Genomic DNA, 16019 nt, shown 5'->3' with positions numbered 1-16019 from the left:
GTAAGGTAAGGTAAGGTAAGGTCTCGGGCGATAATTTTGCAAACTTATTACATATAATGTTCGCGCACTTCTGTATTTTTAGGCCAGTTTAAACCGAGGCAAACCGGACAGTATGGAAATAAATAAACTTGATAATGCGCCTTTTACGGCATACCAAAAACTGGTGGTCTTTTTATTGGCCATGACACAATTTACGGTCGTGCTTGATTTTATGGTGATGTCACCGATGGGGGATATCCTGATGAAAGCCATCGATCTCAAACCAGCTCAATTTGGCATTGCGGTTTCGGCCTATGCTTTTAGCGCGGGTGCTTCGGGGCTGCTTACCGCGGGTTTTGCCGATCGTTTTGATCGAAAGAAGCTGCTGCTTTTTTTCTATTCTGGCTTTATTATCGGAACTTTCTGCTGTAGTTTTGCCAACGATTATTGGACTTTGGTCGCTGCTCGAATTATCACGGGCCTCTTTGGAGGGGTCATTGGTTCGATCTCCATGGCTATTATCACCGATATCTTTACGCTTCAGCAACGTGGACGTGTGATGGGCTTTGTACAGATGGGCTTTGGCGCCAGCCAGGTCCTAGGCATTCCGATAGGTCTGTATATCGCAAACAATTGGGGCTGGCATAGTGCCTTTTTATGGATTGCCGTGATGGCTTTAATTATTGTCATTATCATTGCAATTAAACTCATTCCGATTACAGCACATATCGGTCTTCAGAAACATCAATCTGCGTTAAAGCACCTTTGGCTGACTTTTTCACAGCGAGAATATCGTATCGGCTTTGCTGCAACAGCCTTGCTATCCATTGGAGGTTATATGATGATGCCTTTTGGAAGTGCTTTTGCAGTCAATAACCTCAAAGTTAGCCACGAGCAGCTGCCGATGTTGTTTATGATTTCGGGTATCGCTTCATTGATTATTATGCCTATCGTCGGAAAATTGAGCGACCGTTACGATAAGTTTAAGATTTTCGCGTTCGCTTCCCTTTGGCTCATGGTTGTCGTATTTATCTACACGAACCTAGGCGTTACTCCATTTTATATTGTTGTTATCTTAAACATTTTAATGATGGCGGGCATTTTAAGTCGGATGACGCCTTCTTCCGCTTTGATCACGGCTGTTCCGGAGATGAAAGATCGGGGTGCATTTATGAGTATCAGTTCATCGTTGCAGCAGCTGGCAGGAGGTGTGGCAGCTTCGCTAGCAGGTGTAATCATTGTTCAAGAAACAAAAGAAAGCCCCTTGGAACATTATCCTACATTGGGGATGAGTGTGATTCTGCTCTCTATCATCGGTATTTTTATGATCTACCGGGTGAGCAGTATGATTAAAAAGCGAAAAGCCAATTCTTAAAACAAAATTGTTCTTATCGTTATTAGTTCTTAAAATATAAATTGCTAAAGAGAGATGGAATTATGGAAAAAATAGTTAGATATCCACATCCAAATGGAGAGATAACCGTTCTTTGGATACCTGAACGCTGTGCACATGCTGCGGTTTGCGTGAAGAGTCTCCCAAATGTGTATCATCCGAAAGATAGGCCTTGGATCACAGCCCAAAATGCCAGTACAGCGGAATTGATTGAACAGATCAAGCATTGCCCTTCTGGAGCACTTCAGTACGAATTGAAAAAATAATAGTTGTTGTATTGTTAAGGCAAAAAAAAAGCATCATTTAATTATAAATGATGCTTTTCTTGTTGGCGGTCTGGACGGGACTCGAACCCGCGACCCCATGCGTGACAGGCATGTATTCTAACCAGCTGAACTACCAGACCAACAATGTGTTTTTAAAATTTTAGCGGTCTGGACGGGACTCGAACCCGCGACCCCATGCGTGACAGGCATGTATTCTAACCAGCTGAACTACCAGACCTAAAATCTTAAGGATTGTTTTTAATAATTTTTGGCGGTCTGGACGGGACTCGAACCCGCGACCCCATGCGTGACAGGCATGTATTCTAACCAGCTGAACTACCAGACCTAAAAATCTTAAAAACTTATTTTGTTAAAGAACATATGAGATTTCTCTCTCTTTTGAAGCGGTCTGGACGGGACTCGAACCCGCGACCCCATGCGTGACAGGCATGTATTCTAACCAGCTGAACTACCAGACCTCAACCCTTCTCCTCAGAAGGTGTGCAAATATAGCGTTTGTTTACGTATCTGCAAAGATTTTTTGAAAAAAAACTAATCTACTTGACCGTCTTTCATCTTCTCTGCATTCTCCGCAAACTGCAATGCATCGATAATACCTTGAATATCACCGTCCATAATTGCCGGTAAGTTGTACATCGTCATTCCAATACGGTGCTCCGTTACGCGACCTTGTGGGTAGTTATAGGTACGAATTTTTGCCGAACGGTCTCCAGTAGATACCAAAGTTTTTCTTTTTGCAGCGATGTCGCCGTTCTTTTTGTTCAACTCGAGCTCGTAAAGTTTGTTCCGCAACATCTCCATCGCTAACTCACGGTTGGCTAATTGGGAACGTTCTACCTGACAAACCACAACGATACCACTTGGTTTATGCGTCAACTGCACTTTTGTTTCAACCTTGTTGACGTTCTGTCCACCAGCACCACCTGAACGGGAAGTCTGTAATTCAATATCACCCGGATTGATCTCAACATCGACATCTTCAGCTTCAGGAAGAACTGCAACAGATGCTGCAGAAGTATGTACACGACCCTGTGTCTCCGTATCCGGAACGCGTTGTACACGATGTACACCTGATTCGTATTTCAATTGTCCGTAAACGTCTTCACCGATGACTTTTAAGATCACCTCCTTATAACCGCCAGAAGTTCCTTCGGTAACGTCCATTACTTCGTTGCGCCAGCCTTTGGTTTCGAAATAACGTGTGTACATGCGGTAAAGGTCGCCAGCGAATAAGGCTGCTTCATCACCACCTGATCCACCACGAATTTCGATAATGGCATTTTTCGCATCTTCAGGATCCTTAGGAATCAACATTAAGCGAATTTCTTCTTCTTTTTCTTCTTTTGCTACGTATAAAAGATCCAATTCTTCTTTAGCCATCTCACGAAGTTCTTGATCCTTCTCGTTCATGATGATGTCCTTATTGGTATCAATATTACTCACCATATTCTTGTAAATATGGTACTGATCCACGATTTTGCCCAAATCTTTGTACTCTTTATTCAATTTGGCAAAACGTTTCATATCTTGCATGGTATCAGGGTTGCTCAATTCAGCTTCCACTTCTTCCCATCTTTCTTTTATCGCTTGTAATTTATCTAACATATATCAAAAATGCTTCTTCTAGGAATGTATGACCTAGATTACTATTGAGTGTACAAAAGTAAGGAAATTTTGTTGCTTTTAAACAACCTAGCCTGCTATTAATGAGAGGAAACTGCTTTTAGTCCCACGATGGAAGCAATCAGCGTGAAAATAAAGAATATGCGCCAAAAATCTGCGGGCTCCTTAAAGAAGATGATCCCCATTAAAACGGTACCTACTGCACCTATTCCGGTCCAAACAGCATAAGCTGTGCCTAAGGGAAGTGTCTGTGTAGCTTTGATCAATAAGCCCATACTTGCAAATAAGAATACGACAAAGGCACCGTACCAGAGCCATTGCGCATTTCCGGTCGCATCTTTGGCTTTACCTAAGCAGGTCGTAAAGCCGATTTCACATAATCCACCCAATATTAAAAATACCCAGTTCATATCTTTTTTGATTTTTTGTTTCGATACAAAGATCCGGCTTTAGGGCGATAATAATTTTTACAAATGTTAAAAATTTGTGTGAATATTTGCGCGAATCCGGCTTAGGGTAACCTGACTGACACCGAGATAGGAGGCGATGTAACCAAGTTTGATCCGTTGAATATATTGAGGGTATTTTTGAAGTAACTCGGCATAGCGCTCTTGGGCAGTATTAAAGAGCTTGGACATGGTTCGTTGCTCGGCCTTGATAAATTCAAGTTCAGCCATCTTTCTTCCCCAGTTGGCAATGGCAATATCACTTTCGTAGAGATCAAAAAGTTGCTTTTGGTCTATCTGATAAACAACACTGTCCTCCAAAAGGTCTATATTTTCATAACCTGGGGTATCATGGACATAACTATTCATGGATATGAGCGTTCCACCGGGTGAAACAAAATCCAGGGTAATCTGACGGTTGGCCGTCTCGTAGTAAACGCGGGCTAATCCGGAAGCCAGAAAATAGAGATTTTTTTGAATTTTGTCCTGTTCGATCAGCAGGCTATTTCTTTTCGCTGTGATTTTCTTACTGACCTGCTCCAATTTTACAGCACTTTCAGGCGTTAGAAAGTGGTAACCGTTCAGGCAATCGGATAAAGAAATTAGGATTTGCTCGCCCATTTTTCCAAACGTAAAGTTTCACCATCCCATACTGCATAGGTATGGTAATTGATCCATTCCCCTAAATTTAGAATACGGCTATTGGAGTTGAGTTCAACATCATAAGGAAGATGTCTATGGCCAAAGATATAATAGTCGTGATGTTGGGTTGACTCCAGCTCCTTTGCATAGCCAATCAGCCATTCTTTGTCTTCACCCAAAAACTTTTCGTCCTCATTATTCGAAAGCCTACTATGTTTGGACCAGCGTGTCGCGATTCCGATTCCAAAATTTGGGTGCAACCGCGCAAATAACCATTGGCAGAGACGGCTCCGAAATACTTTCTTGAGTACCTTGTATTTGTAATCACCCGAACCTAATCCATCGCCGTGGTGAATATAAAAGTGTTTTCCGTTGAGTTTTAATTCCAGCTCATTGTCGATGATCTGAACATTTAATTCCTTTTTGAGGTAGTCAAACATCCACATATCGTGGTTTCCTTTAAATAAAGTAATGGGAATGCCGAGATCCGAAATTTCGGCTAATTTACCCAAAAAGCGGATATAGCCTTTCGGGACAACCGTGGCATATTCAAACCAGAAATCAAAAATATCACCAACAAGATAGAGCTGCGCAGCATCTGTTTTGATCTGGTCCAGCCACTGTATAATTTGCAGCTCCCTTTCCCGTGAACGTTCCAAGGGGTAAGATCCAAGATGAAAGTCGGAGGCAAAATAAATTTTTGTTCTTGTTGACATGTGGCCAAAACTAAAAAAAATGGCGGCGAATACAAAATTCGCCGCCACAATATAATTTGCTATGATTTCGATAATTCGGTGATGAGCGCCTTTAGATATTCCGTGGCATCGGGGTCAATGCGCTTCAAAGACTGCTGAAGTTGATCGGGATAAGCACTTTTTATCGCCATGATTGAACTTGCGATAACCATATAAGATTTGTCATTTACAGCGTTCAGAATTAGACTTTTGTATTTTTTATCTTTTGTCTGTGCGAGCTTTTGAATCGCAGAGGCGCGGATGACAGAGGCTTCGGATTTCTCCGCAAGTGTCAAGATTGTTTTTTCTGTTGATTTGCGAACCGTGGGATTGCTTAAATCGAGCCCTTGAATTGCTGTTGCAGCAAGATCCGCATCGGTATCCGCCAATGCTTTTGTTAAGATTTGCTGGCTGATGGTATTTGTCGGATTTTTTGAGGCGTATGCAATCGCACCGACGCGGTTAGCAAATGAAGGTGCATGCTCATATTGATACAGATAGTCGGCATCTGACTTATCGATTTGAATTTGACCAACGAGTGTTTTTTCGGGATCGACATCAATAAATTCAACAGCAGCAGGTAAAGGAATCATAAATTGGGCATTCCGCTTGTTGAGTTGAAAGGTCTGTCTGACCTTCCCATTTTTCGTATAGATATCGACGGCTAAGGGAAGCTGGAATGTCTGCACGGTTGAATCTTGAATTTGGGCTACATTCAGGATGATACTGTTCTCTCCGTTTCTTGTCGTGATTTTCAAAATTGGATGCCCACCTTGGTAATACCATTGATTGAAGTACGGAGCCCAGTCTTTTCCGGTCACCTCTTCCATCGCTAGACGGAGCTGTTGCGGTTCGCCGGTTTTAAAGGAATTGTCTGTCAAATATTTTTTCAGCGATTGATAGAACGCTTCATCACCCATTTGTTCTTTTAAAGCATAGAGAATCAATGAACCTTTTGCATAGCTGATATTATCAAACATATCTTCTTTATCATGATAATAATAACGGGCTAAAGTCGGACTTTTTCCATTTTTTGTCGATTTGAGATAAGACTGGAGTTTTTCAAATCTAGATTTATCGCCACGATCTTTACCACCATCGTGCTCACGCCAGATAACCTCGCCGAAAGTAGCGAAAGATTCATTCATGGTCAAATTGGACCAAGATTCTGCTGTTACCAAATCGCCAAACCACTGGTGAAACAGTTCATGGGCAATCGTTCCCTCCTGATTATCGTCCAACAATTCGCGTTTTGTCTTTTGTACATGTTCGCCATGTAGGGTTGCACTTGTATTTTCCATGGCGCCTGAGACATAATCGCGACAGACAATCTGTGCATACTTATTCCAAGGGTAAGGAACGTCTAGAGTCTTGCTGTAAAAATCCATCATGGCCGGTGTCTTTCCGAAGATATCTTTGGCATAGGGTGCATATTTCGGTTCAAGGTAGTAGTCAACGGGGATATTGTTGTACTTGTCCTGATAGATTTTAAAATCACCAACGGCCATCATAAATAGATATGGGGCATGTGGTAAATCCATTTTCCAGGTATCTGTACGTGTGCCATCACTATTTTTCTGTTGATTGCTCAATGCACCGTTCGATAAACTGACGTAATTGTCAAGAACGGTCATGGAGATTTCAGCCGTCGTCTTTTGGTTGGGGCGATCAATTGTCGGGAACCAGGCTGATGATGCTTCAGTCTCGCCCTGTGTCCATATTTGACGAGGTTTGTTGGGTGTGCGTTCATCTGGATTGATAAAATAAAGCCCCTTAGCATCGTTGATTGCTGCACTGCCCCGCGCCTTCAATAAATTGGGCTTTGCGGTATAATCGAGGTATACTGTATATTGCTCCTTTGCAAGGTAATTCCGGTCGAGCTTAATCAGTAGAGAGTGATCATCATAGGTATATTTCAAGGGAATCATTTGTGTGCCATTGACCAAAGATACCTGTTTAATATCCATGCCTTTTGCGTCAAGGCGGAGGGAGTCTGTTGGGTAGAAATAGGGTTGTAAAGTGACCCATTCTTTGCCATTCAGAAATTGGTTTGTATAGTCAAAACGTACATCGAGTTTGGTGTGGACAAGATCATTGATCTTGGTAGGGGTGGCTCGATATTGCTGATCTATAGGTAATTGTTGTGCTTCGCTTATTCCGATTTGAAGAATGGAAATCGACAAAGAAAGGTATATGACTTTTTTAAACATGGTTATAGTATTTTCAAGATTTAAATAAATCTAAAGAAATTTCGGTTGTGATAAAAATATACGCTGCAGAAATGTATCTAACGCTACTATGAGCGGCCCATGTTTTGTTTATTTATTCGCTTTGATTTAGGTAGTTTGGATGCTAACGTAAAGGACAAGCGGGAAGTGATGAATCTAGGCTTTTTAGTTATTATTCGAGGAAGAGAAAAAACTGCCTGAGGTAGGTAAGAGGTCGATAAATTTGTTTATATTCAACTCAAATTGAATTTTCAAATGCTAAGTGAATAAAACTTAGATTGGTTGAAACAAGTATAAGGTTTTATGATAAATAAGAATTTTGGTCTTATCCTAATGATGATAGGTATGGCAGGTACAGCGACGACTGGTTATGGACAACAGTTGACATATCCGACGACAAATAAAGGAACCGTCGTGGATGAATTTTGGGGTGAAAAGATAGCCGATCCTTACCGCTGGTTGGAAGATGATCGTTCAGCTGAAACAAAAAGCTGGGTACAGGCAGAGAATAAAGTGACTTTTGACTACTTGAATGCTATTCCATTCCGTACAAAATTAAAAGATCAATTAACCGAAATATGGAATTATGAAAAAATAGGAACCCCGTTTAAGGAAGGCGAGTACACTTATTTTTTTAAGAATAATGGCTTGCAGCAACATGCTGTCCTCTACCGTAAACTGGGGGAGGGAGGAGCAGAAGAAGTTTTCTTGGACCCAAATACGTTCTCGAAAGATGGGTCGACTTCATTGGCCGATGTTTCGTTTTCAAAGGATGGGAGTTTAGTCGCCTATTCTATTTCTGAAGGGGGATCGGACTGGCGGAAAGTCATTGTACTGAATGCCAAAGATAAGGCGCCTGTGGGAGAAATATTAGTAGATGTCAAATTCTCTGGTATTGCTTGGAAAGGAAACGATGGTTTTTATTACTCGAGTTACGATAAGCCAAAGGGATCTGAACTTTCTGAAAAAACAGACCAACATAAATTATACTACCATAAACTTAAAACAGCTCAGTCTACAGATAAATTGGTTTTTGGCGGTGCTGCAACACCGAGACGTTATGTCGGTGCTTCATTAACAGACGATCAACGTTACCTGATTATTTCAGCTGCAAATACGACAACAGGAAATGAACTTTATTATCAGGATCTCCAGCAACCGAATAGCAAGATTGTCTGCCTACAAGATCATTTTGATGCCAATACAAGTGTCGTTGACAATATTGGGGATAGTTTCTTATTGGAGACAAACTACAAGGCTGCCAACAACCGTTTGGTAAGAGTGGATTTGAAGAATCCTGCAAAGGAGAACTGGAAAGATGTTATTCCAGAAACTGAAAATGTGCTTTCGATCAGCACCGGAGGTGGTTATCTTTTTGCAAATTATTTGAAAGATGCGGTTTCAGTGGTGATTCAATATGATTATACCGGTAAAAAGATTCGGCAAATAGAATTGCCAGGTGTAGGCACAGCGAGTGGTTTTTCGGGCAAGAAAAAGGAAAAAGAAATTTATTTTGGTTTTTCAAATTACATTACGCCTTCTTCAAGTTATAAGTTTGACGTGAATTCTGGTCAGTCTGCACTCTATATCAAACCTAAGGTGAAGTTTGATTCCGATCAGTATGAATCGAAACAGGTTTTCTACACATCCAAAGATGGTACTAAGGTTCCGATGATTATTACGTACAAAAAGGGGATTGTCTTGAATGGGAAAAACCCGACGATTGTGTATGGTTATGGCGGCTTTAATATCAGCTTGACACCTGCCTTTAGTACTTCCGTTGCGGTGTGGTTGGCAAATGGCGGTGTTTATGCTGTTCCGAATTTACGTGGGGGCGGCGAATATGGTCAGAAATGGCATGATGGCGGCAGACAGTTCAATAAGTTGAATGTTTTTAATGATTTTATTGCCGCCGCACATTATCTTCAGGAGAATGGTTATACATCACCCGAGTACACCGCTTTATCGGGAGGATCCAATGGTGGTTTGCTCGTGGGCGCAACAATGACAATAGATCCCAAAGTAGCCAAGGTCGCACTTCCTGAGGTTGGTGTTTTGGACATGTTGCGTTATCATACCTTCACAGCCGGTGCAGGTTGGTCCTATGATTATGGTACAGTCAATGATAGCAAAGAAATGTTTGACTATCTGAAAGCATATTCTCCGGTGCACAATGTGAAAACTGGAGTTTGTTACCCAGCGACGATGGTCTTTACGGGAGATCATGATGATCGGGTGGTACCGGCGCACTCCTATAAGTTTGCTTCCGAACTACAGGCAAAACAAGCTTGTGATAATCCTGTATTGATTCGTATTGAGACAAAAGCTGGTCACGGTGCGGGAAGGTCAACAGAAGTCCTGATCAATAGTACAGTTGATAAATATGCTTTTGCCCTTTGGAATATGGGTATTAAAGAATTAAAATAAGCGGACAGCAGTCAAAGACTCAACATATTGTCTGTCTTGTTCTCCATAAAAAAGCCGCGATCAATAATTTGACTGCGGCTTTTTCTATTCATTGACTATTCGAACATCTTCTTATTGCCAGGTCTTTTCACCCTTTTCCATTTTTTGTAATGTTGCTACATATTCTTCTTTTTGAGTAGCATCGGTAATGAGTGAGATCGCTTTTTCTTGCGTTTTAATTGCTTTTTCTTTTTCTCCGAGGCGATATAATATGTTTGCAAAAGTGTCTAAATACATGGGTGCATCTTTTTCTTTTTCGTTGGATAATTTGCTCCATTCAGCTGCTGCTTTTAGGCACGCTGGGTCATTGCAGTTTTCAAAAATGGACCACGCCATGTTGTTTAGTTCTGCAGCGGTAATGGTTGAGCCATATTTTGCAATGTATTTATTGAAGCTATCTCTTAAACCAGGGTAATTTTTGGTATAACCATAATAACGTGGTTGCATTTCGAGACTTGCTTTCTCTGTATTCACAGTCGGATATTTTTGCGCCAATTCTTTTTCTATGCTCGTAAAATCAACTGTTTCCTTTGCACGAATTTTGGTGTTTACTGCATTACTAACCAACAGTTGGGAGAGGAAGTCATTTGCTTTCACTTTTTCACTAACGGCATCAAATTTAGCAGGATTGTCTTTGATTAAATTAAAAGCCTTAGAATCGACAACATTCGCCGCTGAAAGTAATAAACTAACATTCTCCTTTGTAAAGATTTGATCCGTAGACAAGGACGCTAATACGACTCCTTCCGCTTTTGCTTGTGTCTCTTGATCATAAGCTTCTTTGGCAGCTATAGCCATACTTTTGGCGATGGTTACATTTGTTGGGTCGGCATTGAATTTTGCCAATAGTGTTTCATATTGTGTATTCGGATCAAGTGATTTTTGTGCTTTCGCTATAAAATCGTCCGCTTCACCACCACCTACGATACGATGCACAAGGGTACCTTTTGAGTCAAAGATCAGAAAAGTTGGGTAGGCTCTAACTTTATATTCTTTGGCAAAACGGTCGGCCTCTTCGTACCATGATTTTACATCTTCATTGTCATTCTTAGTTTTATCCATCTGAATTTTTGCATTGACAAATTTAGCATTGAAAAAATCGCCTACTTTGGCTTGTGGGAAGATGGTACTCGACATATATTTACAGGGGCCACACCAGGTTGTAAAACAGTCTACAAAAATGAATTTGTTTTCTTTAGCCGCTTTTTCTTTAATCTGACTCCAATTGAGCCCATGCTCAAATTTGACCCCTTCGCTCTGCGCAAATAGGAGGGTTGGAATTAGAAATAGCATTAAAATCAATTTTTTCATAATGTTGGTATTTTAGATTTTTAATTTAATCGTTCGTATTGGTCGGGATAGGTTTAGTTTTCCCAAGTTTTTATTCCTTTCATCATTTTGTCCAGTGTTTCTTGATAGATAGGACGATCGTCCTCACTGGCCATTTCGATCGCTTTATTTTGCCACTTTATGGCTTTTTCTTTTTCTCCTTTCTTATAGAGCAGATTTGCATAGGTATCCAAAAATGCACTGCTTGGATCCTCAAGGATGGATTTCTTGCTCCAGCTTAACGCGGATTCAATACATGCAGTATCACTGCTATTATTAAAAATAGTCCAGGCAAAGGTATTTAATTGGTGTGGGGTAAAATCTTCTGACGAAAGGTAATCATTGATGGTATTCTTCATGGCGACGTAATTCTTCACCTGAAGGTAATAGTGTGCTTTTATTTTCTTGAACATCGGGATGAAATCGATGTCTGGATATTTTGCAGCGAGTTCATTCTGATAACTATCCCAGTTGGGTTCATGTTTGGCATCAATCTTAATCTGAAATAATTCGTTGACGACAACATTAGCCAGGGTGCGGTTGGCAATACCTGGAGACTCTAATAGAATATCGATTTTCTCTTTATTGTTGCGAATAAGATTAAAAGCTTTTGAATTGGTGAATTTGGCAGCTGCCAATAAAATATGGACATTTTCTTTTTTGAATAACTCATCCGTACCCAATGAATTCGCTAAGGTATTTTCTGCCTTTCGTGCAGTATTTTCATCGTAAGCGATATTTGCTGCTTTCAGCATCTGCTTGGCCGTATAAATATCTTGGGGTCTTTTCTCGAATTTTTTTAACAGCGTGTAATACTGTGTTTCGGGATTTAGTCCATCCATCACATGTCCGACAAATTCGGGAGCATCACTTGCACCGACAATCCGGTGTACCGCCTGCCCATCGGGATTAAAGATAAGAAATGTGGGAAAGGATTGAATATTGTATTCATTGGAAATAGCACGCGCATCGGCATACCATTTTTTGACATTGGCATTGTCGGACTCTGTCGAATCCATTTGCACTTTTACACTAATGAAGTTCTGATTGATTGGCTGCCCCACCTGCTCTAGGGGAAAGATCTCATTGCTCATATATTGGCATGGGCCACACCAGGTTGCAAATAGCTCTACGAAGATAAACTTGTTCTCAGCTTGTGCCCGTTCCTTTATCTGCTTCCAACTCAACCCTTCTACAAATTTCACTCCCTTAGTCTGGGCTTGAGCCAAATTCCCGAATAAAATTGTAAGGCATAACGCGATTATACTTCTCATACTCACTCAACAAAAGATTCATAATTATGTTTAAGTTATTAAATTAATCTGAAAACAAAAACACCTCTGAAGTATTAATTTCAGAGGTGTTTTCGTGGACTGATAAATCGCTTATTTGATATTTATCTTCGATTTTAAATCTTTTGTTAGACCGTCTTTATGTAACATCAAAGAAGTTGTTTTATATCGTACAAATTCTTTTGATGCATATAAATAACCATGGTAGTCATTTGTTGTACCCCAAGAGTTTTTAACGATGTAATACTCTTTTCCGCTTTGATCTTTTACAAGACCTACGATATGCATACCGTGGTCATCTGTAGTCTGCCAGTTGTCGAAAGCTTTTTGTCTTTCTTCCGGTGTTACTTTTAACTCTGGTTTAGGACCAACAAACATTGTGGACTTTTCTTGATCTGTCATTTCCTCGAAAGGTTTTTCTGGTACATAAGCTACACCGTTTTTCCAAGAGAAACCTTTTTCTGATACGTCAGTAGCCCAAGCTACCGTATAACCTTTTTGTAAAGCGTTGTCAATAATGTCCGTTAAATCGTTCATCTTAACATTATAGAAACGGTCGAATGACCAGTTGTCTGGAATCAACAATACGAATTGGCTGTAGTATGGATGGTCAGTTACCGAAGCAATACCCACGTAATCATCCGGATTGATACCGATTACCTGATCTGCAAAGGTGCGCGGTGTATAGGATTTACCGTTATAGTCAAATTTCTCAGGTACTTCCCCAAGATAAGAATCCATCGCAGCGGTATAGGCTTTTTCCCAATTTGGCGTTAATGTTTTACCTTTTACTACTGCTCCTAACATCGCATCCAACATATTGGTCATTTCACCAAAGTTGTTACGTGTAGTACCGTAGTGAAGACCTGTGTAAGCCGATTGCGGCATTGTACCATATTTACGGAAAGAGTTCAACACATCATGGAATTGACCACCTTCACCCAATGACAATCCGCCATGAAGGCGTACATACGTGCGTGCTTTATCTAAATACGTGTTGCGCGCGGTATAGATTTGTGAGATCTCCACTGGTTTTTTACCCATACGGATCATTTCTGACTCCAGGAAAGAGTTACCTGAATAAGACCAACAAGTACCAGATGAACCTTGGTTTTTGATGGATGTGTTACCAAGATTGATAACTTCAGTAAATGTAAATCCAGATTTGCTATTGTCATTTTGATTTGCTTTTAGCGCATTGATCAAATTGTCTTGTGCTTGTACTTGGAATGAAGCTGCGAAAAGTGAAGCAGCTAGTACAATCGTTTTATTCCAATTCATTGTTAGTATTTTGTTAATTTAGTGTGGTGCTAAATTAAATAAATAAAATTTAGTAAGGTAAATTCCTCTGTAAAATAATTGTTCTTAAAAATCTGCTGTTTTCTGCAATCTTTTGCTGGAGAATAGGATATGCATAAAGCATAATATCACATAAAAATGGTCAGAAATTTCTTTCTGACCATGGTGTTCTGTATCGTTTGTAATTTCGCGCGGATTACCGGAGTTTCTCGCCGAATAATGACCGTCGGTACGCTTTCAATAGTCGTTTAATCAGTCGGTTCAGCTTTTTTCGGAAAAAGCAGCGAAGCAATGATACTCAATACAAGTATGCCGACAATAACGATCAACGAATGTGTTGTTGTAAAACCTACTTCGGCCAACCAATGATGCAGCAGCATCTTTAGACCAATGAAGACCAGCAAAAATGCTAAACCTACTTTGAGGTATTGGAATTTGTGGATGATATTGACCAAAAGGAAGAACATCGACCGCAATCCAAGTATTGCAAAAATATTGGAGAAAAATACAACATAGGGATCTTTGGTAACCGAGAAAATTGCAGGGATAGAATCCACAGCAAAAATCAAATCCGTAAATTCTATGACCAGTAGTACAAGAAATAGCGGTGTCATATATTTAACGCCGTTCTCTACATGGAAGAAGTGTCCACCATCTAATTTGGGGGTTACCTTAAAGTATCGGGAAGCAAATTTAACGACCGGGTGATTCTGTGGATCCACTTCTTCGTCCTGGTTACGGTTGATAAACATTTTGACCCCTGTAAAGACCAAGAAAGCACCAAAAACATAGAGGATCCAGCCGAATTTAGCAATAAGGGTTGCGCCAAGGAAAATAAACAAGAAACGCATAATGATTGCGCCCAAAATTCCCCACACCAAAACTTTATGGTAATAGCGCTCTGGAATGCCAAAAGAAGTAAATAATAATACCATCACAAAGATATTATCTACGGATAGGGCATATTCCACAACGTAACCGGTGATATATTCCAGACCAAGGTTTTTGTTGTAGAGCTCGAGACTCGCCGCTAAATCACCGGGAATGATTTTAATATCGTGGTGGTGTTTGGTAATGATTTCTTGAAGGTGGTCCAAGTCATGGATATTGTGCAATTCAAATCCATAGTGACGGAGAAGCCAATAGAAACCCAAGGAGAATAAGACCCAGATGGCGCTCATGATGCTAGCCATCTTTAGGCTAACAGGTTTGTCGCCTTTGGAGAATAAGCCTAGATCTATTGCTAGCATAAGTGCAATAAAGATGAGGAATCCGCCAAAAAACATTAATTCGTGACTCATTTTATTTTTTTCTTTCTGTTGTATATTTTACCAGCTGCTCCAACCCCGATTTGTATTCACTGTCGGGAAAGTCTTCCAAGATCCGGAAAGCATCTTGTTGGTATTCCAGCATCTTATTTGTAGCGTATTCGAGCCCACCACTCTGGCGGACAAAGTCGATGACTTCAGCCACTTTGTGTGTGTCTTCATTATGGTTTTTAATCAAATTAATGATCCTTCGCTTTTCACTTGAAGTCACTTGATTCAAGGCATAGATTAACGGTAAGGTCATTTTCTTCTCTTTGATGTCATTGCCGAGTGGTTTGCCAACGTCATCTAAACCAAAGTCGAATAAATCGTCCTTGATTTGAAATGCAATTCCGATCTTTTCACCAAATTGATGGAGCTTGTCGATTGTCTCCTGATCTGCATTCGAAGAAGCCGATCCACAGGCACAGCAAGAGGCAATCAGCGAAGCTGTTTTCTTTCGAATGACCTCAAAATAAATAGACTCTTCGATATCCAGTTTACGGGCCTTTTCGATTTGAAGCAATTCACCTTCGCTCATCTGATCAACAGCTTCCGATACAATTTTTAGTAAGTGATAATCCTGATGTTTTACAGAAAGGAGCAGGCCCCTTGACAGCAGAAAATCACCCACCAAAACAGCAATTTTATTTTTCCACAAAGCATTGATGGAAAAAAAACCTCTGCGTTCGTAGGAGTTGTCTACCACATCATCATGTACGAGTGATGCGGTATGCAGCAATTCTACGAGAGCAGCTCCTCTGTAGGTGGATTCATTGATTCCGTTGCATATCCCAGCAGAAAAGAACACAAACATGGGCCGCATTTGTTTGCCTTTACGTTTGATCAGGTATTGTGTAATGCGATCCAACAAGGGGACGGAGCTTTTCATTGAAGCTTTGAATTTTTTTTCAAAAGCCTCAAGTTCATGGGCAATAGGACGTTGGATCTCTCTTAATTTTGACATGAATTGGGGTGAAATACCAAAATAGTT

Annotated in this window: 13 protein-coding genes and 4 tRNA genes; 3 read left to right on the top strand and 14 right to left on the bottom strand. The window is 40.5% G+C overall.

All coding sequences use genetic code 11. The annotated features are described in order from the left end of the window. The first annotated feature begins 112 nt into the window (after nucleotides 1–112). Together B3E92_RS06560 and B3E92_RS06555 are read left to right on the top strand one after the other, a co-directional pair. On the top strand, nucleotides 113–1354 hold the full coding sequence (locus tag B3E92_RS06560; protein ID WP_070563286.1) for an MFS transporter: 1242 nt from the start codon (nucleotides 113–115) through the stop codon (nucleotides 1352–1354). 62 nt (nucleotides 1355–1416) lie between these two features. Then, nucleotides 1417–1638, top strand: a complete 222-nt coding sequence (locus tag B3E92_RS06555; protein WP_046672314.1) for a (4Fe-4S)-binding protein — start codon at nucleotides 1417–1419, stop codon at nucleotides 1636–1638. 63 nt (nucleotides 1639–1701) lie between these two features. Here B3E92_RS06555 and B3E92_RS06550 read toward each other — a convergent pair. The 9 genes from B3E92_RS06550 to B3E92_RS06510 form a co-directional block, all read right to left on the bottom strand. After that, a tRNA-Asp gene (locus tag B3E92_RS06550) sits at nucleotides 1702–1778 on the bottom strand. A gap of 24 nt (nucleotides 1779–1802) precedes the next feature. After that, nucleotides 1803–1876, bottom strand: a tRNA-Asp gene (locus B3E92_RS06545). Between the two features lie 31 nt (nucleotides 1877–1907). Continuing rightward, nucleotides 1908–1984, bottom strand: a tRNA-Asp gene (locus B3E92_RS06540). A 59-nt stretch (nucleotides 1985–2043) separates the two neighbouring features. Then, nucleotides 2044–2117 (bottom strand) — tRNA-Asp (locus B3E92_RS06535). Between the two features lie 73 nt (nucleotides 2118–2190). Then, nucleotides 2191–3264 carry a peptide chain release factor 1 gene (gene prfA, locus B3E92_RS06530; RefSeq protein ID WP_070563288.1) on the bottom strand — a complete coding sequence of 358 codons (1074 nt, stop codon included), beginning with the start codon at nucleotides 3262–3264 and terminating at the stop codon, nucleotides 2191–2193. 98 nt (nucleotides 3265–3362) lie between these two features. Beyond that, nucleotides 3363–3692 carry a DMT family transporter gene (locus B3E92_RS06525; RefSeq protein WP_070563291.1) on the bottom strand — a complete coding sequence of 110 codons (330 nt, stop codon included), beginning with the start codon at nucleotides 3690–3692 and terminating at the stop codon, nucleotides 3363–3365. 66 nt (nucleotides 3693–3758) lie between these two features. Further along, on the bottom strand, nucleotides 3759–4349 hold the full coding sequence (locus tag B3E92_RS06520) for a Crp/Fnr family transcriptional regulator (protein WP_083295835.1): 591 nt from the start codon (nucleotides 4347–4349) through the stop codon (nucleotides 3759–3761). Then, nucleotides 4331–5086: a UDP-2,3-diacylglucosamine diphosphatase gene (locus B3E92_RS06515; RefSeq protein ID WP_070563293.1), complete on the bottom strand. Its 756-nt coding sequence runs from the start codon at nucleotides 5084–5086 to the stop codon at nucleotides 4331–4333. The genes B3E92_RS06520 and B3E92_RS06515 overlap by 19 nt, the downstream gene beginning before the upstream one ends. A 59-nt stretch (nucleotides 5087–5145) precedes the next feature. Continuing rightward, complete coding sequence (locus B3E92_RS06510; protein ID WP_070563296.1) at nucleotides 5146–7314, bottom strand: M1 family aminopeptidase; 2169 nt, start codon at nucleotides 7312–7314, stop codon at nucleotides 5146–5148. A 321-nt stretch (nucleotides 7315–7635) separates the two neighbouring features. Here B3E92_RS06510 and B3E92_RS06505 point away from each other — a divergent pair, with 321 nt between their 5' ends. Further along, complete coding sequence (locus B3E92_RS06505) at nucleotides 7636–9759, top strand: prolyl oligopeptidase family serine peptidase (RefSeq protein WP_070563299.1); 2124 nt, start codon at nucleotides 7636–7638, stop codon at nucleotides 9757–9759. Nucleotides 9760–9870: 111 nt separating this feature from the next. Here B3E92_RS06505 and B3E92_RS06500 read toward each other — a convergent pair whose 3' ends face one another. The 5 genes from B3E92_RS06500 to B3E92_RS06480 all read right to left on the bottom strand — a co-directional run bounded on the left by B3E92_RS06500 (nucleotide 9871) and on the right by B3E92_RS06480 (nucleotide 15992). Further along, on the bottom strand, nucleotides 9871–11109 hold the full coding sequence (locus B3E92_RS06500) for a thioredoxin family protein (RefSeq protein ID WP_070563302.1): 1239 nt from the start codon (nucleotides 11107–11109) through the stop codon (nucleotides 9871–9873). Between the two features lie 53 nt (nucleotides 11110–11162). Continuing rightward, the gene (locus B3E92_RS06495) at nucleotides 11163–12401 is read right to left on the bottom strand and encodes a thioredoxin family protein (RefSeq protein WP_070563305.1); all 1239 of its coding nucleotides are present in this window, start codon (nucleotides 12399–12401) and stop codon (nucleotides 11163–11165) included. A 111-nt stretch (nucleotides 12402–12512) separates the two neighbouring features. Further along, nucleotides 12513–13700, bottom strand: a complete 1188-nt coding sequence (locus B3E92_RS06490) for an aminopeptidase C (RefSeq protein ID WP_070563308.1) — start codon at nucleotides 13698–13700, stop codon at nucleotides 12513–12515. A 266-nt stretch (nucleotides 13701–13966) separates the two neighbouring features. Beyond that, nucleotides 13967–15019 carry a TerC family protein gene (locus B3E92_RS06485; protein ID WP_070563311.1) on the bottom strand — a complete coding sequence of 351 codons (1053 nt, stop codon included), beginning with the start codon at nucleotides 15017–15019 and terminating at the stop codon, nucleotides 13967–13969. 1 nt (nucleotide 15020) lies between these two features. Beyond that, nucleotides 15021–15992 carry a polyprenyl synthetase family protein gene (locus B3E92_RS06480; RefSeq protein WP_070563314.1) on the bottom strand — a complete coding sequence of 324 codons (972 nt, stop codon included), beginning with the start codon at nucleotides 15990–15992 and terminating at the stop codon, nucleotides 15021–15023. Nucleotides 15993–16019: the final 27 nt, after the last annotated feature.

This window comes from Sphingobacterium sp. UBA6317, from assembly GCF_002440385.1.
GTDB lineage: Bacteria > Bacteroidota > Bacteroidia > Sphingobacteriales > Sphingobacteriaceae > Sphingobacterium > Sphingobacterium multivorum.
This window is presented reverse-complemented; position numbering and strand designations above follow the sequence as displayed.

What these genes read in the sequence shown, in the direction of transcription:
- B3E92_RS06490 (WP_070563308.1), bottom strand. Translation starts at nt 13,700, where the DNA reads ATGAATTGGAATAAAACGATTGTACTAGCTGCTTCACTTTTCGCAGCT.
- B3E92_RS06510 (WP_070563296.1), bottom strand. Translation starts at nt 7,314, where the DNA reads ATGTTTAAAAAAGTCATATACCTTTCTTTGTCGATTTCCATTCTTCAA.
- B3E92_RS06505 (WP_070563299.1), top strand. Translation starts at nt 7,636, where the DNA reads ATGATAAATAAGAATTTTGGTCTTATCCTAATGATGATAGGTATGGCA.
- B3E92_RS06555 (WP_046672314.1), top strand. Translation starts at nt 1,417, where the DNA reads ATGGAAAAAATAGTTAGATATCCACATCCAAATGGAGAGATAACCGTT.
- B3E92_RS06500 (WP_070563302.1), bottom strand. Translation starts at nt 11,109, where the DNA reads ATGAAAAAATTGATTTTAATGCTATTTCTAATTCCAACCCTCCTATTT.
- B3E92_RS06520 (WP_083295835.1), bottom strand. Translation starts at nt 4,349, where the DNA reads ATGGGCGAGCAAATCCTAATTTCTTTATCCGATTGCCTGAACGGTTAC.
- B3E92_RS06495 (WP_070563305.1), bottom strand. Translation starts at nt 12,401, where the DNA reads ATGAGAAGTATAATCGCGTTATGCCTTACAATTTTATTCGGGAATTTG.
- B3E92_RS06560 (WP_070563286.1), top strand. Translation starts at nt 113, where the DNA reads ATGGAAATAAATAAACTTGATAATGCGCCTTTTACGGCATACCAAAAA.
- prfA (WP_070563288.1), bottom strand. Translation starts at nt 3,264, where the DNA reads ATGTTAGATAAATTACAAGCGATAAAAGAAAGATGGGAAGAAGTGGAA.
- B3E92_RS06485 (WP_070563311.1), bottom strand. Translation starts at nt 15,019, where the DNA reads ATGAGTCACGAATTAATGTTTTTTGGCGGATTCCTCATCTTTATTGCA.
- B3E92_RS06515 (WP_070563293.1), bottom strand. Translation starts at nt 5,086, where the DNA reads ATGTCAACAAGAACAAAAATTTATTTTGCCTCCGACTTTCATCTTGGA.
- B3E92_RS06480 (WP_070563314.1), bottom strand. Translation starts at nt 15,992, where the DNA reads ATGTCAAAATTAAGAGAGATCCAACGTCCTATTGCCCATGAACTTGAG.
- B3E92_RS06525 (WP_070563291.1), bottom strand. Translation starts at nt 3,692, where the DNA reads ATGAACTGGGTATTTTTAATATTGGGTGGATTATGTGAAATCGGCTTT.